Here is a 25852-nt window from a genome sequence, read left to right on the forward strand (position 1 = left end):
TTCCGTTGTCTGTGTCATTTAACTTGTTCGATGGCGCTCAGCAACTGGTCGGCCAAGTCGGCACGGCATACCAGTAGGTCAGGCAGATAAGGGTCTTCCTGATTGTATCGAAGATCCGAACCATCAATTCTACTAGCATGCAGGCCCTGCGCCACTGCAACAGCGACGGGTGCGGCCGAATCCCATTCGAATTGCCCACCGGCGTGAATGTATGCGTCCACTTCGCCCCGGATGACGGCGGAAGCCTTGTACCCTGCCGAACCCATCGGCACCAGCTCAGCGTCAAGAGCAGCAGCGACATCCGAAACCAACTTCGGGGCCCTGCTCCTGGACACGGCTATTCTGATTCGGCCCGAATGGGCGGCGTTGGAGGAGCCCACCTCTATGGCGCTGCCAAGGACCATGTCCTTACCTGGCAGTGCAACCGCACCGGCACTGAGCGAGCCATCGATCCAGAGCGCAACATGCACCGCCCAATCGTGACGATTCTCGGAATACTCACGGGTGCCATCCAGCGGGTCGATAATCCAGACGCGATTGGCGTGGACGCGTGCGATATCGTCAACGGCTTCCTCCGAAAGGACGGCATCATCCGGGCGGGCGAAAGACAGAACCGAGCTCATCAAGGCTTGGGAACGAGCGTCACCTTCGTCTTTCAGCTGGTCTTTCGCGATTCCTTCTGCCAGCGCCTCGGACCGAAAATTCCGCAGCATCCGGCCAGCCTCGCCTGCAAGATGCGATGCGAACGCCGCGTCGGCTTCGCTCTGGCTGAATTCATTCCGCAGCCACTCTTCCGACTCCACTCATGACTCCATGCTCGTTGTGAGGCAGCCAAAGCCGGCAGCCCTTTCGGGAATCACCTTACAGACCATAGGCGCCCACTCCTCAATCCGCCAGACTTCCTATTCCACAGTGTGAGGAAAACTACAGGTAATGCCGATGGGCAATGACCTGGCCGGCCGGAGCGATCCATGACCGTCGCCGCGCCGGAGCTCCGGATATTTCCGCACTGTCGCGGGTATGATGATGGCGGTCGTCGCCGGAATCAATTACATCCCCACGTCCGAGTCCGCGCACCAAGACGAGAACGCCCTTCGAAAGGACCATAGATGACGCCGTGGCAGGAAATGCTGCACGAACCAAGCCACTCACTCGACTACAGCATCCTCGACACACTTGAGTTGCTCATGGGCGGGCTGCTGGGCACGACGTCGTATATGCTCCCCGGGCAAGTGCCATCGAACCTCCCAGTCGAGCCGTTGCTCACCGTCCCCCCTGTTGTTGCCGACAAAGCCACGGAATACGGCGCGTTATTGCTCGCGGACCCCGACGGCACACCTCTGGCCCGGCTGGAGGTAACTTCCACCGAAGCAGCACCACCAGATGCGGTCTATCTTGCCGGTCCGCTGACGCGACTGCAGGAGCCCGAGCATTCTGCCGCACGGGACCTGCGGATCACCGCCCCATTCAGTGCTTCCGGAACGGCCCGGATCGTGGCAGCCTTTGACCGCGCACCAACCGCGGAGCAACTCGCCTTAGCCGTGGCGACAGCACAGAAATCGGCCGCTCAATTGCACCTTGTCGCCCTGGCTGGAACAGGCGACGCAACCGATAACGAGTTGGCAAAATTGCTGGCGGCAGTGCGCGCGTGTGCGGGTCCATTGGAAAACGCCGAAGCCAACCTCTTGGTTGTTCCGGACTATGCGGCCACAGCTCATGAGGGGGATGGTTCTATAGGCGATTTTGTCCTGCGGCGTCTGGGCGCACGTGAGGTGCTCAACTTCTCATCCCTCGACGAGCCGGCGCGAAGCGACACTGCATCTCCCCGCCAAGGAGGGATGGTTGTCCTGTTCACGGGGCTGTCCGGCTCAGGAAAGTCGACAGTGGCCCGGTCCGTCGTCGAACAAATACAAACCATCGATGACCGTCAGGCGATATTGCTCGACGGCGACGATGTGCGACGATTCCTAACTGCAGGGTTGGGTTTCACCCGGGCGGACCGGAATACCAATGTCGAGAGAATCGGTTGGGTCGCGTCACTAATTTCGTCCGCAGGTGGCATAGCCGTATGCGCCCCGATTGCTCCGTTCGATGAAAGCCGAAAGCGCGTGCGCGAATTCGCAGAACGTGCCGGGCAGTACATTCTTGTCCATGTTTCGACGCCGTTGGAAGTATGCGAGAGGCGGGATCGCAAGGGACTTTACGCCAAGGCCAGAGCGGGTCTGATCCCGGATTTTACCGGCATCGATTCGCCGTACGACGAGCCTGGGGATGCAGACTACGTCGTCGACACATCTGTAATTTCGGTAAAGGAAGCAACCGACGCGGTACTCAGCCTCATAGCGCGGCGCTCCCTCATCCCGGGGACGGAATGAGGCGGGGCTGCGCTACGCCGGAGTCCGCTTCAAATCAAGTATTCTGTATTTCGCAAGAATAACTATCCTGCATCCGTTTCTTCGGGTCAGGTTGCTTGAGGTGCCGCCCGCCCAAGCCAGATCGCCAATTCCAGAAAGGCTCTAGAGAGTGCCAATCTTCAGAAAAGACGGAAGAAACATACTTTTCGTCCATGTGCCCAAGACCGGTGGGTCAACAATAGAAAAGGTCTTCAGGGAAAGCGGCTACCAAACGCTCTATCTGGACGGAAAGGTCGGCCCGGCGTCAGTAAACCACGTACGCCGGTGCACGCCCCAACACATGCATGCCGACATGTTGGAAATGAACTTCCGGCTCGGGAACTTCGACGAAATTTTCATGATGGTTCGCGACCCCTTGGCGCGTTTCAAATCTGAATACATCTGGCGCAATAGAAAAGACTTGAAGGTCGTAGACGCAGAGTCAGTCAATAGCTGGGGCGCCAAGGCGTTTAAGCAGTATGCCCGGGATAACTTCATTTTTGACAACCACCTCAGGCGGCAAGTGGAATTCCATCTTCCGAACAGTAGCGTCTATCGGTTCGAGGACGGCATGCGGGGCGTCGTGGACGACCTTAACGCGCGCCTGGACCTGGGGCTGAACCCGGACATCCCCAAACTAAAAGACGGTAAGCAGCAAACCGGATTTTCCAGTAGCGATGTCATTGTCTCGCCAAGTATGGAGACCAAGGTTAAAGAGATCTATGGCGAGGATTACACTTCCTTCGGCTATCCATTGTAGAGGGGAAGCGGTTGGCGGTTTCGTCCAGAGTGCCCGCCGGGCAATGCCGCTGGGCAATCAGCTCAATTCCTTTACGATCTGGCTGATGCTGTCGAGCGTCTTCTTCAGCTCCTCGACATGTTTGGTGTCAAAGGCGCTCAACACACGCTTCATCTCAGTCGTCGAGATCCCGCTGGTACGTGGAAGGTAGACGACCTCCACCCTGTCTTCGAGGTCGTCAAACTTCCCCTTCCAGTCTTCGCCGATTCCAAAGACGTCCGCCTTGTACGTGTCGATATCCTCACGCTTCTGGCTCCACCGGTCTTCGGGAATGGCTTGGTCGACGTAGCGGATCGCCTGGACTATTTCGAGCCTTTGGTCAAAGGGGACAATGGGCTTCTTGCCTTTAATGGCGTTGAACTCGTCAGTCGAAACGCCAACTATGAGCTTGTCTCCCAGCTCGCTTAGCCGCTTGAGGATGTTCAGGTGTCCGATGTGGAACAGATCGAAAGTCCCATACGTCAGAACCGTTTTCGCCATAGTCCTACCTCACTCAAAGATTGTCACTGCATCGGTCATAGCTGCTGTTCAGTTTAGGGCCGAACGCCCCGGATCTTGTGGAGGCCGCTCAAATAAACGGCGGCCGCCCATACCTCGCCATTCGCCAGAGGGTCGACCAGGCGAGCAGACGGCGGGGTTCGTCCCCAGACCAAGGACCCTGTCTCCATCCGGATACCCATCCGGAGACCCAAGGCTTCAACTGGTCAGGTTTACTTGCCCAGCGCGCGGTTTGGACGAGGGTCCAGGTTCCCACATAGACCCAACTGACGGGCCAGGGCAGGTTCCGCCGCGCAAGCCAGACCCGGTTCCGGGCATTGAGCCGGAAATACTCCTCGTGGCGGGCGGGATCGATCACCGGGTGTCCTGCACGCAGGTCCCCGGCATACCAGGTTCTATAGCCGGTATCCCAGACCCGCCAGGAAAGTTCGATCCCTTCATGCGCATACCAGAACGCACCGGCCCATCCGCCGGCCTCTTCAAACACCTTGCGGCGGAGCACAACCGCCATCTCCACCACCGAAAAAACGTTCCCGGACCGATAGGGCGAGCCCTTGCGCAATCTAGGAATCCAGCGAAGCGGAGCCGCCTGATCATCAGGATCTTCTATCCGCGGCTGAATCATTCCGATACCGCGTTGCTGCTCCAACATCCGGGCCGCCCGGAGCAGGAAATCCGGGTCCGGCAACCATGCGTCGTCGTCGAGAAAGAAAAGGTACTCCCCCTGCACAAGCGTCACGCCCGCGTTCCGCCCGGCCGGTATTCCCGCATTATCCGGCAGATAAAGAGCCTTGAATGACTCCGGAAGGCCGTTTGGCTCCCAACCATTACCGACGACGACCACGTCCAGTTGGACGCCGGTCTGGGCCAGTATGGATTCGAATCCCCGCTGCAGGTCGGACGGCCGCTTTCCCTGGGTGAGAATTACGACGCCGAATGTCGGGGCGGACCGGTGCTCAACGGCCATTATTTGGTCAGCCTTGAAGAGGCCATAATGGCCACAAAGTGGCCGACCGTCGCCAGAATTACGAGCGGAACCAGCACCAGCGGCAGGAGCCGTTCACCCAACAACGGGGCACCCGAAATGAGAGTTACGACGGCGGCGGCCAGTGTCAGGAGGCTGAGTTCGACTGAGTGGTAAATCCGGTGGAAGGGCAGGAACCGGGCAGCGCCACGGAGCCTGCCGACCAGTGTCGTCTGGCTGACGGTTGTGGCTTCCGTGCTGTCCGGAAGGCGCCCCAGTTGGGCAAAGGCCCGGGATACATGGACCATATCGTTCAACGACTTATTGAGGACGATGAAGAAGCCCAGCACTGCTCCCGCCCACGCGTATCCGAATGCAGTTGCTGGATCGGTGCCAAACCGGTCGAGGTCCCCGATGGCCCGCAGCCCGATGGCGATGCCGATGAAGCCTTCAGCGGTGTAGTGGCCGACCTTGTCCAGGAAAACCCCCTTGGGGCTGAAGGTTCCGCGCCAACGCGCCACTTCGCCGTCGCAGCAGTCGATATACATCTGCACCTGGGAGAACAAGACCGCCAGCACAGGCCCCCAAATACCGGGAATAAGCAACGACGCCGCAATCGCCCAACCGGCAAGGATCATTAGCCCGGTTACTCCATTTGCCGATATCCGCGTCCGGACAAGCAGCATGGTGAAGTAAATCGAAAAATGCCGGAGATACAGATCAGCGGTCCAGTGCTCCGCGTTCTTCCGCGCCCGCACTTCCGGCGGCTGGGCAATGGATCGCAGTTCTTCCAGTGTCGGGCGGGCAGGCCGGTCCGCCGGCCTCTGGCTGGAGGTCATAGCCGCCTACCTGCTGGTATCGACTTGGTCTGTTGCTCCCTTGAGGAGGCCGGACATGAAACCTGATCCCCAGCTAATGTGCATGCTGGGCAGTACAAACAGCAGATAAAGGCGCTCCTTCAAGCTCATTCCCTCGCCTGAGGTCGCAATCGCCCAGAGCAGCCACGCAGGGTAGGCAACCGGCGCCCATGCCGCCATCGTGGCCGCGCGGGCACCCCATGAGGGCAGTAATGACGTCGCTCCGGACAGCTTCAACGCCGCGGAGAGGGATCCGAGAAAAATCGACGCCACGAGCAGGGGCGGGGCGAAATACCGCAGTGAGTTCCTGGCGCTGTGCCGGCGGACGAGTTCGCCGCGCCAGACTCCCGTCGCATAAAACTGGCGTACAAGTTTCGACCAACTGGACCGTGGCCAGTACGTCACCTTCAACTCCGGATCGAACCACACCGTTCCACCACCCTCGCGGATGCGAAGATTCAGGTCCCAATCCTGGGCGCGGCGCAGAGTCTCGTCGAAACTACCGGCTGCCACCAGCGCCTCGCGCCGGAAGATTCCCAGGTAGGCGGATTCTGCCGGACCCGGCTCGGTCCCACTGTGGTAGACACCACCACCCAGACCAACGGGACTCACATAGGCGCGCGCCACGGCCGCCTGGAAGGGCGTCTCCCCCTTGGCGTCCATGAGTCCGCCGACATTGGCCGCTCCGGTCCGCTCCAGGGTGGCGACACCGACCCGGGTGTAATCGGGCAATAGTTCTGAATGCGCATCAACCCGGATCACCACGGGATACTGCGACGCTTCGATTGCTAGATTCAGTCCCGCCGGTGTGGCACCGGTCGGGCTGTGCACCGTCTTGAGCCTCGGCTCGCGGCTCTGGAGCCGGGACACAATTTCATTGGTTCCATCGGTGGAGGGGCCAAGCGCCAGGATGACTTCCTTGTCGCCGTCGTAGTCCTGTCCCAACACACTGCCAACGGCGCGCTCGATGTATCTGGCCTCATTGAGGATGGGCATGATGAAGGAGACTCCGGGAAGCCCGTCCTGGGATCCCGTTCCGTTGTGTTCAATCATCGGACTGGTTCTTCGAGCCCTCGTAGGCTTCGATGACCTCTTCAGGGTTGCCATCCATTTGCAGTTCACCCTGATTGATCCAGATCACCCGGGTGCAGGTGTCTTTGATCGATTTCATGGAGTGTGAAACAAGGAAAACAGTACCGGCGTTCGCACGGATGTCGCGGATCTTTTCTTCGCTCCGCTGGCGGAAACGCCGGTCGCCTACGGAGAGGGCTTCATCGACGATAAGGATTTCGTGATCGCGCGCCACGGCGATCGCGAACTTCAGGCGCGCCTGCATGCCCGAGGAGTAGGTTCGCATTGGGAGGTCGATGAAATCCTCGAGTTCGGCAAACTCGATGATCTGCTCCTGCAGTTCCTTGATCCTCGCCTTCGACAGGCCAAGGGCCAATCCGCCGAGCACTATGTTCTTCTCCCCGGAGAGATCGGGAATTAGCGCGGCGCCTATGCCCAGCATGTTGGGCCGTGAAGCCGCGTACACGGAGCCTTTGGTCGCTGGGGTCAGCCCGACGATGGCGCGCATCAATGTTGATTTGCCTGAACCGTTCGAACCAATAATGCCGATTGATTCGTTCTCGTAGGCGGTGAAGGAAACGCCTCGCAATGCATGGACGCTTCGAAGCCCACGGGTCGGCGTCAGGAGTTTCTTGTTGGCACCCTTGAACCGCTTGCCCGTCGCATGAACTTTGTAATCCACATAGAGGTCATCCACGACGACGACCGGCGTCTTGGACGGCGAATCATTCGTATCCACGATGCTTTCCGATCTAGTCGACGCGTCCATAGCTCTCCTCTGCTGCCCAAAAAGTCACCGTACCAATGACCAGCAGGAGCACCGCCCATGCTGAGGCGTACAGCCAGTACTCCGGCGGTACCTCGTACCCCTCCAACAGGACACCGCGGCCAATCACCAGGAACTCGTAGATGGGATGGAAATCGTAGACCTTCACCAGCGCCGGAAAGTGAGACAAGACCCTATCGATCGGAAACAGCACGCCGGAGGTGTAAAAAAAGATCCGGGTGACGATAGGCAGCACCTGCGTCAAGTCCCGCGTATGAGCAGTCAGACGAGCGGTGAAAAGCGCCACTCCAGCATTAAATACTGTCATGATCATCACAAGTGGAATTATCATCAGCCACGACAACGATGGCGGATTACCCAGCACCAGGAGGATGACGTACATAACTCCGATGATCACGACAACGTTCATTAACTGCTGAATCACGGTTGCCATCGGCAGTGTCATCCGCGGAAACGCCAGCGACTGGACCAAGGACCTGTTGGACACAATGGATTTCGCGCCGCTGTTCATCGTGTTGGTGAAGTACTGGAACAGGAATACGCCAACGATGATGAACGATGCGAAGTTATCGGGTCTGCGATCGCCCTGAAGCAGGCCGAACACCACGCCGTAGACGATGGCGGTGAGGACCGGGCTCAACCCGATCCAGATCATTCCCAGCCGGTTCTTCTGGTTGTCCGCCTCGATCTTGTACCGGGCCATGGCGATGGCGAAATCCCGGCGCCGCCACATTTCCTGCAGATACTTGTGCAGTGATGGCCGGGCACCAACCCTGTGCAGATTGTTCTCAGCCGCGAAGTCGGCAACGCTCATGCCAGCTAGTTCCCTTACCCAAGTATGATTTCAAGTCTCGCGGTGCCGCATGGGCGGACCGCATCCCTTTAGAGTGTAATTGATACGCTTCCAACTCACCGCGCCCATGGCGTTGGCCGTCTCCAGCAAAGGACAACTGTGAAGATTTCCGTAGTAGGGTGTGGATTTCTCGGCGCCGTCTACGCAGCGGGCATGGCCTCGCTTGGCCATGACGTCGTCGGAATAGACGTTGACCAGGACAAACTGGACCGCCTGACCGCCGGACATTCACCGTTCTTTGAGCCCGGCCTGGATGAGCTGCTGATCGAGGCGCAGAACAAGGGAAGCCTCCGCTTCAGCGCTGATTTCTCCGACACGGCGCCGTCGACCATGCATTTCATCTGTGTCGGCACGCCGCAGCTCGATGGAAGCCTCGCCGCCGATGTCTCCTACGTCAACGCGGCCGTCCAGTCACTGTTGCCGTACCTCAAGCCAGGCGACGTCGTCGTCGGGAAATCAACGGTGCCGGTTGGGACTGCTGCGCGGTTGGCTCCAATGATTGTCGACGCCGGTGCGGACTTAATCTGGAACCCTGAGTTTCTCCGCGAGGGGCATGCTGTCAAGGACACGCTCAATCCCGACCGCCTGATCTATGGCGTGCGGGACAAGGAGGCATCCGCCGCTGCCATCCAGGATCTGGATGAGGCATATGCCACCATGCTGGACCGCGGAACGGTGCGTCTGGTGATGGCTTATCCGACGGCGGAACTGGTCAAGAACAGTGCCAACTCTTTCCTGGCCACCAAGATCTCGTTCATTAACGCCATGGCGGAACTGTGCGATGCCTCCGGAGCGGATGTGACGGAACTGGCGGACGCCATCGGCATCGACGACCGGATCGGGCGGAAATTCCTCAACGCCGGAGTCGGGTTTGGTGGCGGCTGCCTGCCAAAGGATGTGCGGGCGCTGCAGGCGCAGGCCCGGGATCTCGGCGTCGATTCGGCGGTCAATTTCCTCAATGACATTGATCACATCAATCAATCCCAGCGCTCCCGCCTGGTGCATCTGGCGGCCCGGATGTGCGGTGGGCTCGAAGGCAAGCGGCTCGCCGTCCTGGGTGCTGCCTTCAAACCCAACAGCGATGACGTCCGCGACTCCCCCGCCCTCGACGTCGCCCAGCAGCTTCAGGATGCCGGCGCCGTCGTCACCGTCTGCGACCCGCATGCCACCGCCAACGCCAGCCTGCGCTTTCCCGATCTCACCTACACCGACACCTTGATTGATGCAGTAACGGACACCGACGGCATGCTGTTGCTCACTGAGTGGCAGGAGTACCGCGAACTTGATCCGGCGGCATTGCGGCAACTGGTGGCCGAACCGGTCATGATTGATGGGCGCAATGTTCTCGACCCCACGGCATGGCGTACCGCGGGCTGGTCCTTCGGCGCACTCGGCCGCCCGTAATGACTGCCGGCCCGGAGGAAAAGATCCCCGCGGGCATCCGGGACAGGCTGCGCCGGCCACGTACCCTGGCGACGGTCTTCGCCGTCGTTCATCTGGTCTTCCTGTTTTTCCTGCTTCCGCTGATCGTCACCGGAGACGTGCTCAGCGACGTCGCGTTCTACCGGTCGTGGGCCTTCGACGGTCTTCGCGACGGCGTTTGGGTTGGCATCACCGAGGACTGGGTATATCCCGTGGCCGCGCTGCTGCCGATGGTTGCGGCCACGGCTCTGGGCTACGACCTGTACCACCTCACGTGGTGGCTGATGTTCACCGCGCTCAATGCCGCTGCCGTACTGGTGCTGACGCGCAAGGGCAAACGCATCCAGGGTTACCCGGCCGCATATTGGTGGTTGGCCGCGACCAGTATTCTGGGGCCGGTCGCCGTCGGCCGCATCGATGGGTTGACCGGACCGATGGTTATCGCCGGTCTGGTGCTCATGACGGCGCGGCCGGTGATTGCATCGGCCATCCTGGCACTGGCGACCTGGATCAAGGTGTGGCCCGCCGCCGTTATTGGCGTGCTTCTGGTGGCAAGCCGGCAGCGGCTGGCAATGCTCCTGACCGGCATGGCGGTGTCCGCCATCATCGCTGCCGTGGTCACGGCGCTCGGTGGATTGGAGCATCTGCTTAGTTTCATCGGCGCCCAAGCCGACCGCGGAATGCAGCTCGAGGCGCCTTTCACCACACCTGGGTTGTGGCAGGCTGTGCTGGGTCTGGATGGTGCACATGTCTACCATGATGTGAGCATTAACACCTTGGAAATCCGCGGGGCAATGGGAGCATTCGTGGCGGATCTAATGACGCCGCTGCTCTTCCTCGCCTCGTTATCCGTCGCCGGCCTGCTGCTGTGGGCGATGAAAAACGGCGCCGCGCGGGGACAGCTGGTACTGCTCGGCTCTTTGGCCATGGTCTCCGCCTTCGTGGTATTCAACAAGGTAGGCTCGCCGCAGTTTCAACTGTGGGTCATCGCCGTCGTCGCCGTGGGGTTGGCCTTTGACCGCCGGCGCTGGATGGTTCCCGGCGTCCTCATGCTGGTCATTTCCGCCCTGACTACGCTTATTTATCCCACCTTCTATGGAGAGTTGTTCTCGCTGAATCCGGCGGTCGCGCTGCTGCTGACCATCCGGAACGTGCTGTCGTTCGTGGTCCTCGGATGGGCCGTACGAGGCATTATCCGCGCGGGCAAGTCTGGAAAATGAGTCTGGCGTTATGACGACTTGGAAACCCCGACGCCTGCTGGGCAGCATCCGGGTTCGCATCGTTGCTGTCATTGTCGCTTTGCTGCTGCTGTCGTCAATCGGTTCCGTACTGTTGCTGCGGGTTGTGCTGTTCGAACACCTCGATGCGGAGATCCGGACGAGTCTGCGGCAGGAAACGGAAGAGTTCCAATTATTGGCTGGAGGGACCGATCCGCGGACAGGTCGGCCATTCGGAAATGACTTATCGGCCATTTTCGATGTCTATTTTGCCCGCGATGTCCCTGATGAGGGGGAAACGCTGCTGGCCTTCGTGGACGGCGAGCTCTACGAATCCCGGCGATCGCAGGGTGTGGCCGCTCCCGAACAGATCCAGTCGACGATCGATTATTGGCTGTCGCTGGAGCAAACGGAGCGAGGCATGATGAACACCCCCGCCGGATCGGCCCGTTATGTCGCCATTCCGGTTAACGGTCAGCCCAACGACGGCCTGTTCGTCGTAGCCAATTTTCCAGCCTTCGAGCGGGACGAGATCAACGATGCAGTACAGACCCAGATCACCGTACAAACAGTGACCCTGCTCGTGGCCTCGTTACTCGGCCTGGCCCTGGCCGGACGAGTGCTTTCGCCGCTTCAATCCTTAGCCACCACCGCTCGGAAGATTTCCGATACCGATTTGAGCCAGCGGATAGAGGTCACCGGACACGACGAGGCCTCACAGATAGCCGCAGCATTCAACGACATGCTCGCCCGGCTGGAGCACGCCTTCACGGATCAGCGGCAGTTCCTGAACAATACGAGTCATGAACTTCGCACTCCCCTGACGATTATCCGGGGACACATCGAACTGATCGAACTCGATGAGACACCGGCTGAGCGGGCCGAAACCGTTGCACTGGTCACCGGGGAAATCGACCGGATGAATGAACTGGTGTCCAACCTGTTTCTGCTCGCCCAGGCACAACGGCCGGACTTTCTCCAGCTTGAATCGATGGATGTTCAGGACCTCGTGCGAGCGGTCCACCGCAAAGCAACAGCGTTGGCGCGGCGCGACTGGCAGTTGCACGCTCCGGAAAGAATCGTCATCAATGCGGATTGGAACCGGCTGACCCAAGGCATGCTGCAACTGGCCGAGAACGCCGTGAAATTCACCGACGACGATTCAGTCATCCGGATAGGCGCCGACCTCGTCCCGGACTCGGTGACTCTCTGGGTGGCGGACACCGGCCCTGGCGTACCGGCCGAAGAGGCGGAACATATTTTCGAGCGCTTCCAGCGTGGCTCGCTGAAGGCGAAAGGCAGCGGGAGTCAGGGCGGTGCCGGACTCGGCTTATCAATAGTTGCAGCCATCGCCGATGCCCATGGAGGTTCCGCCCGCGTAATCTCTGGGACTTCCGGGACTGCATCCGGTGCCCGCTTCGAGATCATCATTCCCCGTACCGACTAACGCAGCAACGAGGACCCTCAGATCTGATGCGCCGTTCCGGGATCCACCAGCTTGCGCTGGAACAGCCGCTTGGTTTTTGAGTCCACGAAAATCAGGTACATCGCGAAGCCGACGGCCACCAGCGAGGCAATGACGCGGGCGACGTTCAGATCCAGATCAATAAACCAGGCGATGTCCAGCTGGTCCGAGACGGAGTAGATCATGAAGAACGAGACCAGGAAGTAGAGAGTTTTGACCTGCCAGTCATTCCGAATGCCGGTTGCGGCGAACAGCGGGATCAGCCATACGACGTACCAGGACTGGATAATCGGCGACAGGAACACCAGGGCGCCAAAGGCGATGGCAAGCCGGCGGATAATCCGCTCGTAACTGCCCTTGAACACCAGGATCAGGATGATGACGACGGCGGCCGCTGGCCCCATCAGGTGGACCACGTTGCCAAAAGTCCAACCATCCAGGCCGAAGGCGCTGAAGATGGTGGCAACCGCCCAGCCCGCAATGCCGACGGGCGAGTACCAGATCCATAAACTCCCGGGAGTCGCCATCGCCCCGATCCAGCCGAAGCCATAGCCGTTAAACAGCCCGAGCAGGCCGAGCACCCCGAAGGAAACCGCCGCTGTCAGGACCCAGTAGAAAAGTTTGCGCCCCCAGCCTGCGCCCTTGCCGGCCCAGAGCAACCCGACGAAGGGCAGGAAAACGATAGTCACCGGCTTCACGGCGATCGAAAGCGTTACCAGCAGCACGCCCCGCAACGCCTTGCTGGTGGCCGTGTAATAGAGCCCGGCCAGGGCGAGCCCGATCATTAACGCGTCATTGTGCACCGAGGCGATGAAGTTGATCAGGAACAACGGATTCGCCACTGTCAGCCAGAGCGCACGGTTCGGATTGATCCCGTGCAGCTCCGCCAATTTGGGGATATAGATAATGCACAACACCACTCCGGCCAGAGCCACCAACCGGAACAGCAGGATCGACAATTCCTGGTGGCCCGCGGATAACCAGACCACCCATTCCTCCAGCCACAGGAACAGTGGGCCATACGGAGTGGGGCTCTGCGCCCAGAGCCCATCGGCACCCGAGGAGAACCAATTGGAGATCTGCGAGAAGCCCTCCTGGTAAGGATTCAGGCCATTAATGACCATCTGGCCCTGGACGATGTAGGCGTAAACATCGCGGCTGAAAAGCGGGATCGCGAACATCATGGGAGCGCCCCAGGCAAGCACCGCCGTCATCGTCGCAGAGCGTGCTTCCGGGCCCCATATCCGCACCTTTTGCCCGAGCCGCAACCAGGACCGCACCAGCAGCATCGCGCCGGCGGCCAGCAGGACGACGGAAAAAATAACACCGAAAGGGTTCAGCCGCAGGAAAATAATCGGCGGCCACCGCGACAGATCCGATACCGAGGCCAGCCACCCGACTCCGAACGAGCCGAGGAACATCATGAACGATCCGACTGTGCCCGAGATGATGGCGGATTTCGGATGATCGACTTCCGGCCGGCTGTCGCGCTCCGAAGGTTCAGTCGAAGGAACCGGGGCGGTCATCTGCGGGTCGTTCCTATCTACGGGGTTCGACATGGTCTGGCGGTGAAACACTGCACGACGGCGGCCATGTCGCCTGCGAACGGACAGGCAGCGGGCAAAGTTTTGCGGTGATGCAATTTTAGCACCGGCCCGCCGCCGGTCCCTTCTCCTCCAAGCGGCGCCGGGCACGATACATTGGACAGGTGCCTATCACTAATGAACACATCGTATGGATCGACTGTGAAATGACCGGGCTCGATCTGCTCAAGGATGCGCTGATTGAAGTTGCGGTGTTGGTCACCGATTCCGAGCTGAACGTCCTCGGCGACGGCGTCGACGTCGTGATCAAACCGGAACCCGCGGCGGTGGAGCAGATGGGCGATTTCGTCCGCCAGATGCATACCGACTCCAAACTTCTCGATGCACTGCCGGACGGCATCACCATGGCCGAAGCGGAGCAACAGGTGCTGGACTACATCACGGCGTGGGTTCCCGAACCGCGCAAGGCCCAGCTCGCGGGCAACTCGGTCGGCACGGACCGGATGTTCCTGGCCCGTGACATGCCCGCCGTCGTCGAGCATCTGCATTACCGGATCATTGACGTCTCCACCATCAAGGAGCTATCCCGGCGTTGGTTCCAGCGCGCCTACTTCCAGTCGCCCGCCAAAACCGGCAACCACCGTGCCCTGGGTGACATCAAGGACTCGATTAACGAACTGAAGTACTACCGGCAGGCTGTTTTTGTGCCGTCTCCTGGACCCGACAGCGCCAAAGCGAGGAAAATTGCGGCTCGGTTTGTGTCCGGAGCCGAAGCAGAATAAAGTCGTAGGGTCGCATGGTGGGTATAGCTCAGTTGGCAGAGCGCCTGGTTGTGGTCCAGGAGGTCGCGGGTTCAAGCCCCGTTACTCACCCCATGGAGGCTTCGAGCGCCTGAAGCCTCGGCAGAGGCCGCACCGGAGGAATCCGGGGCGGCCTTTTGTATGAGCAGCAGTTTATGCACGGCAACAATGAAGTTAGCTTCGAGACGACGGCGGAGAGGCAGCAACGATGAAACGCAACCTGTACGAGGAAGACCACGAACTCTTCCGCGAAGTAGCCCGTGAATTCAACGTCCGTGAGGTCGCACCGGACTACGAGCAGTGGGACCGCGACCACATGATGGACCGCAAGGTCTGGACCGCGGCCGGCGAACAGGGACTGCTGGGGCTCGCGGTTCCAGAGGAATTCGGCGGAGCGGAAATGCCGGACTACCGCTTCCGTGCCGTGCTGGATGAGGAATTCGCCAAAGCCAACCACCTCGCCGTCGGTCTCGCCTTCCACCTGCACGATGACATGGTGCTCCCCCACATCCTGGCCTACGGCACCGACGAGCAGAAGCAGCGCTGGCTGCCGGACATGGTCTCCGGTGAACGCGTCACTTCCATCGCCATGACGGAACCGGGTGCGGGCAGTGACCTGCGCGGCGTGCGGACCAAAGCCGTGCAGGACGGCGGTGACTGGCTGATCAGCGGCCAGAAGACGTTCATCGGCAACGGGATCAGCGGTGATGCGTCGCTGGTGCTGGCACGGACCGACGGCGGTTCCGGCCGCGGCTCCTCGGACAGCTTCAGCCTCTTTATGGTGGACAAAGGCGAGGGCTACACACCCGGCCGGCAGCTGGACAAGATGGGCCTGCGCGCCTCCGACACCACCGAGTTGTTCTTCGACAAGGTCCGGGTCCCGGCGGAAAACCTGATCGGCGAGCAGGGCCAAGGTCTCCGCTACGCCGCCGAGCAGCTCCCCCAGGGGCGGCTCGCCATCGCGGTGGCCTCCTCCGCCGTCGCCCGCCAGGCCTATTCCACCGCCGTCGCCTACACCAAGGAGCGCAACGCGTTCGGTGAGCGAGTGATCGACTTCCAGAACACCCGCTTCGTGCTCGCAGATGTGCTGGCCGAGGTCGAGGCAACGGAATCCTACGTGGACAATGCCATCCGCGCGTTCAATGAAGGACAACTCGACACCGCCAGCGCCGCCAGCGTGAAATTGTTTGCCTCCGAACGTGTGAAATCCATCACCGACCGGTGCCTGCAATTGCACGGCGGCTACGGCTACATGCTCGAATACCCGATCGCGCAGGCCTTCCTGGCGGTCCGGCTGCTCAGTATCTTCGGTGGCACCAGCGAAATCATGCGCGACGTCGTCGGCCGCAACATCGCGGGTAAGTAAGGAACCAACTGATGACCGTCCATCCGATCGTTATTACCGGCGAGCCTGTACTGCACCGCCGGGCGGCCGAGGTCAAAGACTTCGACGAGAACCTCCGCCGGCTCGTGGCGGACATGTTCGAGACGATGGATGCGGCCTATGGTGTGGGACTTGCAGCCCCGCAGATCGGCGTCGGGCTGCGGATTTTTGTCTACGGGATGAACAACGACGACGACGCTCCGGACCGTGGCGTGCTGGTCAACCCGACACTGACGACGTCGAAGGTACCCGGAACCGTCCCGGACCCGGACGAAGAGTCCGAGGGCTGTCTGTCGGTGCCGGGCGAGAGCTTTCCGCTCAAGCGTGCCGACTGGGCCATGATCAGCGGCTTCGACGCGGAAGGCAACCCGGTGGAGTTTGAGGCGACCGGCTGGTTTGCCCGCTGCATGCAGCACGAATACGACCACCTGGACGGCCGGTTGTATGTGGACCGGCTCAATGACCGCTACGCCAGGAAAGCGAAGCGGTCAACAAAAGAACATGGCTGGGGCGTGCCGGGACTGATCTGGATGCCAGGCGTCGATCCCGACCCGTTCGGCCACTGACGCTGCGCCGGTCAGTACCAGTGCCCGGTGAGCCGTTGCACGTCCTCGGCGGCAATCTCCCGAAGCCGGGTCAGCTCCGCCAGGCGCTCATCGTCAATGTCGCCCGCTTTGTGATCCTTCTCGGCCTTCTTGAGCTGCCTGTCGGCTTCCTTGAGATTCGCTTCCGCCTGTTGGTATTCAGCAGTTTCTTCCATGACGGCATCATGGCACAAAATACCCGTCCATAACAGGTTCCCGGAGGCGCATTCTTACCCCGGTAGGGTGGGGACATGACCTGGTTCAGACGCGTCCGGGACTCCTTCTGGTTCCTCCCGGCAATACTCTGTCTGGCGGCGCTCGTCTTTGCCCAGCTTATGGTCTGGGTGGACCGGCTGGTTGACCAGAATGCCGCCGGCGTTCTCGACGTCCTGCTGTTCCAGGTCGGCGCCAGCGGCGGCCGGGACATCCTCGGAGCCATTGGCGGATCCATGCTGGCTGTGGCCGCAACATCGTTCTCCGTCACCATCATGGTGCTCGCGACCGCAAGCGCCACCTACGGTCCCCGGCTGGTGCGGAATTTCATGATCGACCGCCGGAACCAGTTTGTCTTAGGTATCTTCGGCGCAACATTCCTCTATGCACTTATGGTGTTGCGGACTATCCGCTCGGTCGACGCTCCCGGCGGGGGCTTTGTTCCTGACATATCCGTGAACCTCGCGGTGTTCTTTGCCATCGTCGATGTTGCCGTGCTGGTCTACTTCATCCATCACATTGCCGACTCCATCCAAGTGGCAACGCTTTCCAACCGGGTCCGGGTGGAACTGGTTGCGGTCGTAAACCGCGTGCGGCCGCGACAGGCACCGTCCAATTCTGTCCAGGATGCTGCCGGCCCGTCCGGGCCCTGCCGGACGGTCTTCTCCAAGGGCACCGGATTCGTTCAGACAATCGATCGCGAAAACCTTTTGGGACTCTCCACCAGGAACCGGCTCGTCGTCGAACTTCTGGTGATGCCCGGGGAGCACATGATTGCCGAAGAACCGATGGCACATGTGTGGCAGGACAAGCCGGACGACACCATTTTGGAAGATGTCCGGCATTGCATCACATTGGGAAACGACCGGGCCCCCGAACAAGACGTCGGTTATGCGGTACAACAGCTGACGGAAATGGCCGTCAGGGCACTATCGCCCAGCATGAATGATCCATTCACGGCGCACAACGCCCTGCAGGAAATCGCCGTCGGGCTTGTTCCGTTCTGTGAGCGGCCGGACCCGGGAAACGGACGGGTGGACGACGACGGAGTCCTGCGGGTGATTGCGCGGCAAACCAGTCCCATTGAGCTCATTGATTTCGTGTTCGACGCCGTGCGTTCGTACGCGCTCAGTCATCCTTCCGTCCTGCTCGCAAGCCTGGTTCTGGCCGGGCGGGTTGGCCGGAAACCGATACCCGCCGAAACAGCTGCCGCCCTCCTGAACCAGATCACGCTGATGACAGACGCTTTCCGTGCCACTGATCCGCCACCTTATGACCTGGATCGTGTATTGAACCGCGCCGAAGACGTCGGTGGGCTCATTCGCCAGGCACAGCTGGACAACCGCGACCCATCCGGTTCCGGAGCGGCGCAAGCGTAAGGCGCCGTACCTGCCGGTCCCGCCAACCAGGACTATCAGCGCCGGTCGAGGGATGGGTTGGCCGGTACGCCGGGTTCTGTCCACCACCGCGGTTACCCGCAACGGTGGGGCGGCCATCTATCTACGGACACCGTTGCCGATGCCCTCCAGCAGCCTACCCGGACACTCGGGCGAGCAGCCCTCAAACGTGCCCTGTCTGGCCTTGCTCCGGGTGGGGTTTACCTAGCCGCTCCAGTCACCCGGAGCGCTGGTGGTCTCTTACACCGCCTTTTCACCCTTACCAGCCCCGCACAATGGCAGGACGGCGGTTTATTTTCTGTGGCACTGGCCTGCGGGTTACCCCGAGTGGGCGTTACCCACCACCTGCGCTCTATGGAGCCCGGACGTTCCTCGGTGCACCGGGTAAGGACGAATCCATCCCGGGTCAACGCGGCCGCCTGGCCAACCCATCCATACACCAGTCTAGATGCTCAACAACGACGACGGCGCACAGCTCCGAGGACGGTGGTGAGCCGCGACGACGGGGTGACCGGCGAGGACGGGGGTGACCAGCACCGTTCTCGCCGCTGACCTCCGTTCCCGTCCCGCCGCTGGGCAAAGGGTGCGCAGGAAGGCGGCCCCCCAGATCCCGGTAGGATCGATGGGTGCTGATTTTGCTCCCACCGTCCGAAGGTAAGACCGCCGCCACCAAAGGAGAGCCGTTTGAGCTCGACCAGCTGAGTTTTCCGGAGCTGAATGCGGCGCGTAAAGAGGTTTTGCAAACGCTGGCCCACGTCAGTTCCCGCGACGATGCCATGCACGTTCTGGGTGTCGGCGCTTCGCTGGTTGACGACGTGCGCCGGAACACCTCGCTGGAGACAGAACCGGCAGCGCCCGCCCACAAGATCTACACCGGGGTGCTCTACGACGCGCTCGGCTACAAGAGCATGACCGCCGGGCAGAAGCGCAAGGCCGATGCCGCCGTCGTCGTCATCTCCGGCCTGTGGGGCGCCATCGGTTTTGGCGACAGTGTTCCGGCCTACCGGCTGTCCATGAATGTTTCTCTGCCCGGCACCGGAAAGCTGTCAACGTACTGGAAGAAGCAGCTCGCCTCTCCGCTCGATGACCGCGCAGCCGATGAACTGGTGGTGGACTGCCGGTCGAGCAGCTACTCGGCGGCATGGGCTCCTCCGGCGGGGCAGTCCGTGGCCGTCAACGTGTTCCAGGAGCGGGATGGCCGGCGTACGGTGGTTTCGCACTTTGCCAAGCACACCCGCGGGGAACTTGCCCGGCACCTGCTGACCCGCCGCGGCGCCGCACCTTCGACGGCGGCAAAACTCCTCAAGGCGGCCAGGGAGAAGTGGAATGCCGAACTGGTCGAGGCAAAGGGACGCAAGGCGCATCAGCTCAATATTGTGCTTCCCGGCTGACTCAATATTGTGCTGCCCGGCTGAGCGGTCCGCCGCCATTCCTGCCGAAGTTACATCAACCCATATCTGGAGCGGATGATCCCGAAGCAGCCGTGGCAGATGAAACCAACGGCGATGATACCCAGCAGGTAGGGCCCCAGCGGTTGCTCCAGCAGCAACTTCAGGCTTCCATCCAAGCCAGTCTCCTGCACCCGGTCCTGCTGAATCGCAGCGACGCAAAACAAAACCCCGACCAATACCAGCGCGATACCCTTGGCAACGTGCCCGACTACACCGATGCCGTCGATGACAACCCCACGATTTGAGTCGGCAAAATGTAGTTCTGTCCGGAATTTGCGTGTCAGTCCCTTAATCACGAAGTAGATGCCGATAACCGCGACCACCACCCCGACGCCGATCAACAGGGCCACACCGAAGGGAGCGTTGAGCACGGTAGCGCTGAAATGACGGGTGTTTCGGCTGGAGTCCGACCCGGGGCCTACGGCGAAGTTGGCAAAGGACAGGGCCAAAACCGCGTACGCTACAGCCAAAGAACCAGACGTCGACATTTTCGCCGCCCGTTCGCCGGGCTCGAGGCGTCTTGCCCGCAGGGTTGCCTCGCTGAGCTGCCACAGGGCAAGGCCCATGCAACCGATGAAGCCGGCCCACACCGCAATGCGCCCAGGGGTTTCCTGTGCAAGGGTCTCAATGGCGCCGGCGGTATCCGCCTGGCCAGTGCCGCCCATCGCCAGCTGTAGTGCCACCACTCCGATCAGCAAATGCAACAGACCAGTTATCGCGTAGCCAAATCTCGCGATGACGTCCAATGTCTTGGTGTTCGAGAATTCTTCGGCAGCATCGACGACAGGTCCTATGTCGTCCCGGAATTTTCCGGCGCCGCGTTTAAAGGACTTCACGACGGAGGACACCGTCTACGCGCTGTCGGGCGTTGCGACCAACTCCACTTCAAAACCGCCCTCGTTTTCCAGATAGGCGGCGTAGTGTCCGCTGCCGCCGGCATAGGGGTGTTGGTCCTCGTACATGAGCTTCCAGCCGTATTCGGGCGCGTCGCGGACGATGGCATCGACCAACGACGGCGGTCCTGCCCAAAATGCCAGATGATTCATACCCGGCCGCTTGCGTTCATGCCGTCCGGGCGTGACGTCGGGGCCGGACTCGAGCACGATGTAGCCGACGGCGCCCTGCCAACTGGCCCCCGACTCCCACTCGTTTTTCCGCTGGTAGCCGAGTCGCTCAAAGATCCAACCCAGCGAGGTGCGGGCTTCGGCGAAGTCCTCCACCCAGAGTTCAATATGGTGAAGCCGTCCGCTCGGTAAGGCAGGAGCGGCCGGTTCCGCCGGTTGGGCAAACTCTTCGACGAGCGGGTCCGGTTGCTCGTAGAACGGTTCAGGATCACGGTCGACGATAATTGGCATCGGCGTGGTTATTGGCGCCGGCCCAAGCTCCGGCTCTTCCTCGGGAGTGGTTTCGGCTGGCGCTTCCGACGGCGTCTCCGCTGGCTCCGGTTCGACGCCGGCGGGCTCTTCCACCGGCTCCGGTCCGCCGGCCATGAGCGTCCCCGATGACTTCCACTCGACGCCCGCCTCACCGGCATCCATGGCCTCATTGGAAAGCCGGTCCGCGTCCGTGTTGACTTCCCGGGGAATCCACTCGTATGTCACCCGCCTGGGGTCGACGACGCTGCGCGCCTTGGTGGCCAACGCCCGCATATCAGCGTGCTTGATTTTCCAGCGGCCGCTCATCTGTTCGACGACGAGTTTTGAGTCCATCTTGACGTGAATCAACGCGTCCGGGTCTTGCTGCAATGCGAGCTCCAGTCCGGCCACCAGCCCGGAATACTCAGCCACATTATTGGATACCTTGCCCAGGTACTCAGCCTTTTCGGCCAGCACTTTTCCGGTGTCAGGATCACGGACGAGAGCACCATAGCCGGCATGTCCGGGATTGCCACGGGAGCCGCCGTCGGTCTCCACAATCAAACGGCGGCCGGAACCGCCGTCGTCGTTATTGCCGGACTTTTCTGCTTCGCCAAAGAGTGTCATCCTCTATAACCCCGATTCCGGAGTGCGGACAAGGATTCTGCCGCATTCCTCGCAGCGGACCACGTCGTCCTCCGCGCGCTTGGCAATATCGGCCAGGTCACGGGGGTTGAGCTCCATCCGGCAGGCTTCGCAACGCTTCTGGTGCAGGGCGCCCGCGCCGACGCCATTGTGGTTTGCGCGGATCTTGTCGTAGCTGGCTACGAGGGCCGCATCGATTCCGGCAGCCATTTCCCCGCGCTCCCTCCAGACCGTCTCTTCCTCAGCTTTGATCGCCGCCAGCTCCGCATCGCGCTTTTCGGACAAGGTAGCCAGAGTGGCGGTGAGGGCTTCAGCCGCTTCCTGATGCTCCGCGCGGCGGACATTGAGCGCTTCCATCCGCTCCATCACCTCGAGCTCGACGTCTTCCAGGTCTGAGCGGCGCTTGGCCAGTGAGGCCAATTCGCTCTGCAGGGCGGTCAAATCCTTGGAAGTACCGGAGCCGCTGTCGAGGCGTTTCTGGTCCCGCTCGATGCGCGTCGCGACAACCTCGACATCGTTTTCCGACCGGGTCAGTTCGCGCCGGGTGTCGTCAATCGCCGTATCAATCTCGACGAGTTCGCGGCCTGAAGCCGAGGACCGGTTCTCGGCGTCGGCGATCTCCGGGTTGGCGGCCACCGTCCGTGCGCGGTGTGCAAGCTGAGCCAGTTTGGTGTCCAGTGCCTGCAAGTCCAGCAATTTCAATTGGTCCGCTACTGCCGCTTTTGCCACCGAAAATCCTCCAAACGTTTACCAGGCGCCGTTGGCCCGGTCTGTATTAGGGTAGTCCAGACCGGCCGGTGAATTCAGCCTGCGCGCTGGGCACCTGCCCGAAGCAATCTGCGAGGCGGCCTGCCCGGACCGATCCCGGCCGGAGCCGCTCAATCCGTTCCAGGCGTCAGGATAAAGTCCCACGGATCGGTATTGATGCTGCTGACCCGGATGTCGATTTTGTAGCCCAGGTCCTGCAGCACGTTGTCCAGCGCCTCCGCAGCAGGGGTCAACCACAGCCATTCGCTGCCAAAGTGGGACACGTCTATGAGGTATGGCCGACCATTGGCAGCCGCTTCGCGCGCTTCCGAGGCCGGATGGTGCCGCAAATCCGCGGTTACATAGAGGTCCGCACCGGAGGCGCGGACTTCGTCGAATAGGGCGTCCCCCGCTCCCCCGCAGACGGCCACCCTGCGCACCAGACCGTCAGGATCACCCGCCACCTTTACTCCCCCGGCCACTGCGGGGAGGATGCTGAAAACCTTGGCGGCGAAGTCACCCAGGCTGGTCACCTCCGCCAGATCGCCGCAGCGGCCGATGCCTTCCTCATCCAGTCCGGCCGACGCCTGCTTCAATGGCTGCACATCCAGCAGCCCCAGCGCGTCCGCCAGTACGTCCGAAACGCCGCCGATCGCGCTGTCCCCGTTGGTATGGATGGTGAGCAGGCCGCAGCCCCGCTCGATAAGGCGGTGCACGACGTCGCCCTTGAAAGTGAATCCGGCAACCGAGTTCACCGGCTTCAGCAGCAGCGGATGGTGCGTAATGAGCAGATCCGCACCCCATTCCAGCGCCTCGTCAAGAACGGCCGACGTCGGATCAACCGCCAGCAGGATCTTCGCCACGGTCTTTTCACTGCGTCCGACCACCAGTCCGACGGCGTCCCAATCCTCGGCGAGGGATTCGGGCCAGAGTTCTTCCGCGGCCAGCAACACCTCTCCCAGCGTTGGCCCGGAGGCGGTGCGGACGTCGTCGTCGGTCCCCTGACTTGAACCGGACGGGACACTGGAGCCGCCGGCGCTGGAGGGTCCACCGGGTTGCGATGCTGGTGTATCCATGAGTCCAGTTTTACCTTATGAAACCGCCGGTGCACGCAAAGGGAATCTTCCGGGCCTGTGGCGCATTGTTAAGGGCATGCAGACTTTTGTACTAGGAGGAGGCTGTTTTTGGTGCCTCGATGCGATCTATCAGAAGACCCGTGGCGTGACGGAGGTGATTTCCGGTTACTCCGGCGGCCATGACCGCGCGCCGTCGTACGAAACCGTTTGTTCGGGGACGAGCGGCCATGCCGAGGTGGTGGCAGTGACCTTCGATGAGGAAACCATCCCGCCCGAGGTGATCCTCGATATGTTCTTCACGGCCCATGATCCAACCACTCTCAACCGCCAGGGCTACGACGTCGGTACCCAGTATCGTTCGGTCATGTTCTATGCCGACGACGATCAAAAGGTGCTGTTCCAGGAAGCGATCGAGCGGAACCAGGAAAACTGGAAGAGCCCGATTGTCACCGAACTGTCGCCGGTGCCGCGGTTTTATCCGGCCGAGGAAATCCATAACGATTTCTACGGGCAGCGCCCCGAAGTCGGCTACTGCCAGGTCATAATCAGCCCCAAATTGGCCAAGGCACGTAAACATTACAAAGAATGGCTGGTCGCATAGCCACCGCACCATCCCGCTGGCTAGGCTGAAAGGTCCGGCCAATATCTCGTGGCCGGCGGTTTTCACTTTTGCTTTTTGACACTACTTTTTGAGGCAGGCATCTCCATGGCAAGGATTTACGACGACGTCACCGAGATTGTGGGCGGCACTCCCCTGGTGCGGCTCAACCGGCTGACCGAAGGACTGGACGCCCAGGTCGCGGTCAAGCTGGAATTCTATAATCCGGCAAATTCGGTCAAGGACCGGATCGGTGTCGCCATAGTCGACGCCGCGGAGAAGGCGGGCGCGCTCAAGCCGGGCGGAACGATCGTCGAGGGCACGTCGGGCAACACCGGCATTGCCCTGGCCATGGTGGGCGCCGCCCGCGGTTACAAGGTCATCCTCACGATGCCGGAAACCATGTCGACCGAACGCCGGGTCATGCTGCGGGCTTTTGGTGCCGAGATCGTGCTGACACCGGGTTCTGAAGGTATGCGCGGGGCGGTCGACAAGGCGCAGGATATAGTCGCCAACACCGAGAACTCGATCTGGGCCAAGCAGTTTGCCAACCAGGCCAATGTGGACGTGCACCGGAACACCACCGGCGAAGAAATCTGGGCAGACACCGACGGCGCGGTCGATATCCTCGTCTCCGGGATCGGCACCGGCGGCACCATCACCGGTGCGGGCCGGCTCCTGAAGGAGCGTAAGCCCGGCGTGCAGATTGTCGCCGTCGAGCCGAAGGATTCTGCCATCCTTAACGGCGGCGCTCCCGGTCCGCATAAGATTCAAGGCCTTGGTGCGAACTTCGTCCCGGATATTCTGGACACAGATGTTTACGACGAGGTCCTCGACGCCACCGTCGAGGATTCCGTTGCCACCGCACGGGCGTTGGGCACGAAGGAGGGCATCCTCGGCGGGATTTCCTCCGGAGCTGCTGTTTGGGCCGCCCTGGAGCTGGCGAAGCGGCCGGAGAATGCCGGTAAGCTCATTGTCGCCGTCGTGCCTGACTTTGGAGAGCGCTACATCTCCACTCTGCTGTACGACGACATCCGCGGCTAAAGCCGAAGCAACCGAAGGAATACATGACTTTCATCTCGCGTCTCCGCGATGACCTGGCTTCAGCCCGGGCGCACGATCCTGCCTCCCGCGGCGACGCGGAGAACCTGCTCGCGTACTCAGGACTGCATGCCATTTGGATTCACCGGCTGACACACCGCATGTGGACGAACCCGGCACTGCGTTTTCCTGCCCGGCTGATCGGCCAGGCCGCGCGGTGGATCACTGGAATTGAGATTCATCCCGGTGCGACTATCGGCCGCGGTTTCTTCATTGATCACGGTATGGGCGTCGTCATTGGGGAAACCGCCGAAATCGGCGAGGATGTCATGATTTATCAGGGCGTCACGCTCGGTGGGAGGTCGCTCGCCCGCGTGAAGCGCCACCCGACCATCGGCGACCGCGTCGTGATCGGTGCCGGAGCCAAGGTACTCGGACCCGTCGTGATCGGTGCGGACAGCGCGGTAGGCGCCAATGCCGTCGTCGTCAAGGATGCACCGGCGGATTCCATCATCACCGGCATTCCGGCCAAGGCCCGTCCGCGCGTCTCGGAACGGGAAAAACAGCCACAGGTTGATCCGGCTGAATACATCGATCCTGCAATGTATATCTAGTTCGTTGTGCTCGAAGGCAGCGGCAGTTGCCATGAGGGGGATGGCCCCGGGACGTTTTCTTTCGTCCCGGGGCCAAC

26 protein-coding genes, 1 tRNA gene and 1 other RNA gene are annotated in these 25852 nt (G+C 61.1%); 14 read left to right on the forward strand and 14 right to left on the reverse strand.

Translation table 11 applies throughout. The features are described 5' to 3' along the window. Positions 1–14: 14 nt before the first annotated feature. Positions 15–803, reverse strand: coding sequence for a 3'(2'),5'-bisphosphate nucleotidase CysQ (locus tag ACX80B_RS00345; protein ID WP_459291890.1), 789 nt, complete (start codon positions 801–803; stop codon positions 15–17). A gap of 306 nt (positions 804–1109) precedes the next feature. Here ACX80B_RS00345 and cysC point away from each other — a divergent pair, with 306 nt between their 5' ends. Both cysC and ACX80B_RS00355 read left to right on the forward strand, forming a co-directional pair. Next, the gene (gene cysC, locus ACX80B_RS00350) at positions 1110–2375 is read left to right on the forward strand and encodes an adenylyl-sulfate kinase (RefSeq protein ID WP_459291892.1); all 1266 of its coding nucleotides are present in this window, start codon (positions 1110–1112) and stop codon (positions 2373–2375) included. 148 nt (positions 2376–2523) lie between these two features. After that, on the forward strand, positions 2524–3153 hold the full coding sequence (locus ACX80B_RS00355; protein ID WP_459291894.1) for a sulfotransferase family 2 domain-containing protein: 630 nt from the start codon (positions 2524–2526) through the stop codon (positions 3151–3153). 57 nt (positions 3154–3210) lie between these two features. Here the strand turns inward: ACX80B_RS00355 and ACX80B_RS00360 are convergent, their stop codons facing one another. From ACX80B_RS00360 to ACX80B_RS00385, 6 genes are all read right to left on the reverse strand, one after another. Then, a complete protein-coding gene (locus tag ACX80B_RS00360) occupies positions 3211–3672 on the reverse strand; it encodes an adenylyltransferase/cytidyltransferase family protein (RefSeq protein WP_459291896.1) in 462 nt (153 codons plus the stop codon). An 88-nt stretch (positions 3673–3760) separates the two neighbouring features. Continuing rightward, positions 3761–4657 (reverse strand): glycosyltransferase family 2 protein, encoded by an 897-nt coding sequence (locus ACX80B_RS00365; RefSeq protein ID WP_459291898.1) that lies wholly within the window; start codon positions 4655–4657, stop codon positions 3761–3763. Continuing rightward, positions 4657–5493: a CDP-alcohol phosphatidyltransferase family protein gene (locus ACX80B_RS00370; RefSeq protein ID WP_459291900.1), complete on the reverse strand. Its 837-nt coding sequence runs from the start codon at positions 5491–5493 to the stop codon at positions 4657–4659. Before ACX80B_RS00370 ends, ACX80B_RS00365 begins: the two co-directional genes overlap by 1 nt. A gap of 6 nt (positions 5494–5499) precedes the next feature. Further along, positions 5500–6564, reverse strand: a complete 1065-nt coding sequence (locus ACX80B_RS00375) for a glycosyltransferase family 2 protein (RefSeq protein WP_459291902.1) — start codon at positions 6562–6564, stop codon at positions 5500–5502. Then, a complete protein-coding gene (locus ACX80B_RS00380; RefSeq protein WP_459291904.1) occupies positions 6557–7351 on the reverse strand; it encodes an ABC transporter ATP-binding protein in 795 nt (264 codons plus the stop codon). Before ACX80B_RS00380 ends, ACX80B_RS00375 begins: the two co-directional genes overlap by 8 nt. Continuing rightward, positions 7335–8183 carry an ABC transporter permease gene (locus tag ACX80B_RS00385; RefSeq protein ID WP_459291906.1) on the reverse strand — a complete coding sequence of 283 codons (849 nt, stop codon included), beginning with the start codon at positions 8181–8183 and terminating at the stop codon, positions 7335–7337. Before ACX80B_RS00385 ends, ACX80B_RS00380 begins: the two co-directional genes overlap by 17 nt. A gap of 138 nt (positions 8184–8321) precedes the next feature. On the opposite strand from ACX80B_RS00385, the gene ACX80B_RS00390 reads away from it, so the two are divergent. The 3 genes from ACX80B_RS00390 to ACX80B_RS00400 are packed head-to-tail and all read left to right on the forward strand — an operon-like array spanning position 8322 to position 12308. Then, complete coding sequence (locus ACX80B_RS00390) at positions 8322–9626, forward strand: UDP-glucose dehydrogenase family protein (protein ID WP_459291908.1); 1305 nt, start codon at positions 8322–8324, stop codon at positions 9624–9626. Next, positions 9626–10864 (forward strand): glycosyltransferase 87 family protein, encoded by a 1239-nt coding sequence (locus ACX80B_RS00395; RefSeq protein WP_459291910.1) that lies wholly within the window; start codon positions 9626–9628, stop codon positions 10862–10864. Before ACX80B_RS00390 ends, ACX80B_RS00395 begins: the two co-directional genes overlap by 1 nt. Before the next feature lie 10 nt (positions 10865–10874). After that, positions 10875–12308 (forward strand): sensor histidine kinase, encoded by a 1434-nt coding sequence (locus ACX80B_RS00400; protein WP_459291912.1) that lies wholly within the window; start codon positions 10875–10877, stop codon positions 12306–12308. A gap of 17 nt (positions 12309–12325) precedes the next feature. Here ACX80B_RS00400 and mptB read toward each other — a convergent pair whose 3' ends face one another. Further along, positions 12326–14020: a polyprenol phosphomannose-dependent alpha 1,6 mannosyltransferase MptB gene (mptB, locus tag ACX80B_RS00405; protein WP_459291914.1), complete on the reverse strand. Its 1695-nt coding sequence runs from the start codon at positions 14018–14020 to the stop codon at positions 12326–12328. 14 nt (positions 14021–14034) lie between these two features. On the opposite strand from mptB, the gene orn reads away from it, so the two are divergent. The 4 genes from orn to def all read left to right on the forward strand — a co-directional run bounded on the left by orn (position 14035) and on the right by def (position 16620). After that, the gene (orn, locus tag ACX80B_RS00410) at positions 14035–14652 is read left to right on the forward strand and encodes an oligoribonuclease (RefSeq protein ID WP_459291916.1); all 618 of its coding nucleotides are present in this window, start codon (positions 14035–14037) and stop codon (positions 14650–14652) included. 17 nt (positions 14653–14669) lie between these two features. After that, positions 14670–14745, forward strand: a tRNA-His gene (locus ACX80B_RS00415). Positions 14746–14878: 133 nt separating this feature from the next. Continuing rightward, positions 14879–16036, forward strand: a complete 1158-nt coding sequence (locus ACX80B_RS00420) for an acyl-CoA dehydrogenase family protein (protein ID WP_459291918.1) — start codon at positions 14879–14881, stop codon at positions 16034–16036. Between the two features lie 11 nt (positions 16037–16047). Continuing rightward, a complete protein-coding gene (def, locus tag ACX80B_RS00425) occupies positions 16048–16620 on the forward strand; it encodes a peptide deformylase (protein WP_459291920.1) in 573 nt (190 codons plus the stop codon). A gap of 11 nt (positions 16621–16631) precedes the next feature. Here def and ACX80B_RS00430 read toward each other — a convergent pair whose 3' ends face one another. Further along, positions 16632–16814, reverse strand: coding sequence for a hypothetical protein (locus tag ACX80B_RS00430; protein WP_459291922.1), 183 nt, complete (start codon positions 16812–16814; stop codon positions 16632–16634). Positions 16815–16889: 75 nt separating this feature from the next. On the opposite strand from ACX80B_RS00430, the gene ACX80B_RS00435 reads away from it, so the two are divergent. Further along, a complete protein-coding gene (locus tag ACX80B_RS00435) occupies positions 16890–18230 on the forward strand; it encodes a DUF2254 domain-containing protein (RefSeq protein ID WP_459291924.1) in 1341 nt (446 codons plus the stop codon). 49 nt (positions 18231–18279) lie between these two features. Here the strand turns inward: ACX80B_RS00435 and rnpB are convergent. Then, an RNA gene (gene rnpB / locus ACX80B_RS00440) (RNase P RNA component class A) lies at positions 18280–18679 on the reverse strand. A 195-nt stretch (positions 18680–18874) separates the two neighbouring features. Here rnpB and ACX80B_RS00445 point away from each other — a divergent pair. After that, the gene (locus ACX80B_RS00445; protein ID WP_459291926.1) at positions 18875–19639 is read left to right on the forward strand and encodes a YaaA family protein; all 765 of its coding nucleotides are present in this window, start codon (positions 18875–18877) and stop codon (positions 19637–19639) included. A gap of 50 nt (positions 19640–19689) precedes the next feature. On the opposite strand, the gene ACX80B_RS00450 is transcribed toward ACX80B_RS00445, so the two are convergent. From ACX80B_RS00450 to ACX80B_RS00465, 4 genes are all read right to left on the reverse strand, one after another. Beyond that, positions 19690–20535, reverse strand: coding sequence for a DUF1206 domain-containing protein (locus ACX80B_RS00450; protein WP_459291928.1), 846 nt, complete (start codon positions 20533–20535; stop codon positions 19690–19692). Positions 20536–20550: 15 nt separating this feature from the next. Further along, on the reverse strand, positions 20551–21681 hold the full coding sequence (locus ACX80B_RS00455; protein ID WP_459291930.1) for a reverse transcriptase-like protein: 1131 nt from the start codon (positions 21679–21681) through the stop codon (positions 20551–20553). Between the two features lie 3 nt (positions 21682–21684). Beyond that, on the reverse strand, positions 21685–22428 hold the full coding sequence (locus ACX80B_RS00460) for a zinc ribbon domain-containing protein (RefSeq protein ID WP_459291932.1): 744 nt from the start codon (positions 22426–22428) through the stop codon (positions 21685–21687). Between the two features lie 149 nt (positions 22429–22577). Further along, entirely contained in the window at positions 22578–23522 is a 945-nt protein-coding gene (locus tag ACX80B_RS00465; protein ID WP_459291934.1) for a Nif3-like dinuclear metal center hexameric protein, read from the reverse strand. 76 nt (positions 23523–23598) lie between these two features. On the opposite strand from ACX80B_RS00465, the gene msrA reads away from it, so the two are divergent. The 3 genes from msrA to epsC all read left to right on the forward strand — a co-directional run bounded on the left by msrA (position 23599) and on the right by epsC (position 25775). Next, complete coding sequence (gene msrA, locus ACX80B_RS00470) at positions 23599–24123, forward strand: peptide-methionine (S)-S-oxide reductase MsrA (RefSeq protein ID WP_459292823.1); 525 nt, start codon at positions 23599–23601, stop codon at positions 24121–24123. A 105-nt stretch (positions 24124–24228) separates the two neighbouring features. Continuing rightward, entirely contained in the window at positions 24229–25164 is a 936-nt protein-coding gene (gene cysK, locus ACX80B_RS00475; RefSeq protein ID WP_459292825.1) for a cysteine synthase A, read from the forward strand. Positions 25165–25187: 23 nt separating this feature from the next. Then, positions 25188–25775 (forward strand): serine O-acetyltransferase EpsC, encoded by a 588-nt coding sequence (epsC, locus tag ACX80B_RS00480; RefSeq protein WP_459291936.1) that lies wholly within the window; start codon positions 25188–25190, stop codon positions 25773–25775. The last annotated feature ends 77 nt before the right edge of the window (positions 25776–25852 follow it).

The sequence above is a fragment of the Arthrobacter monumenti genome (assembly GCF_054511255.1).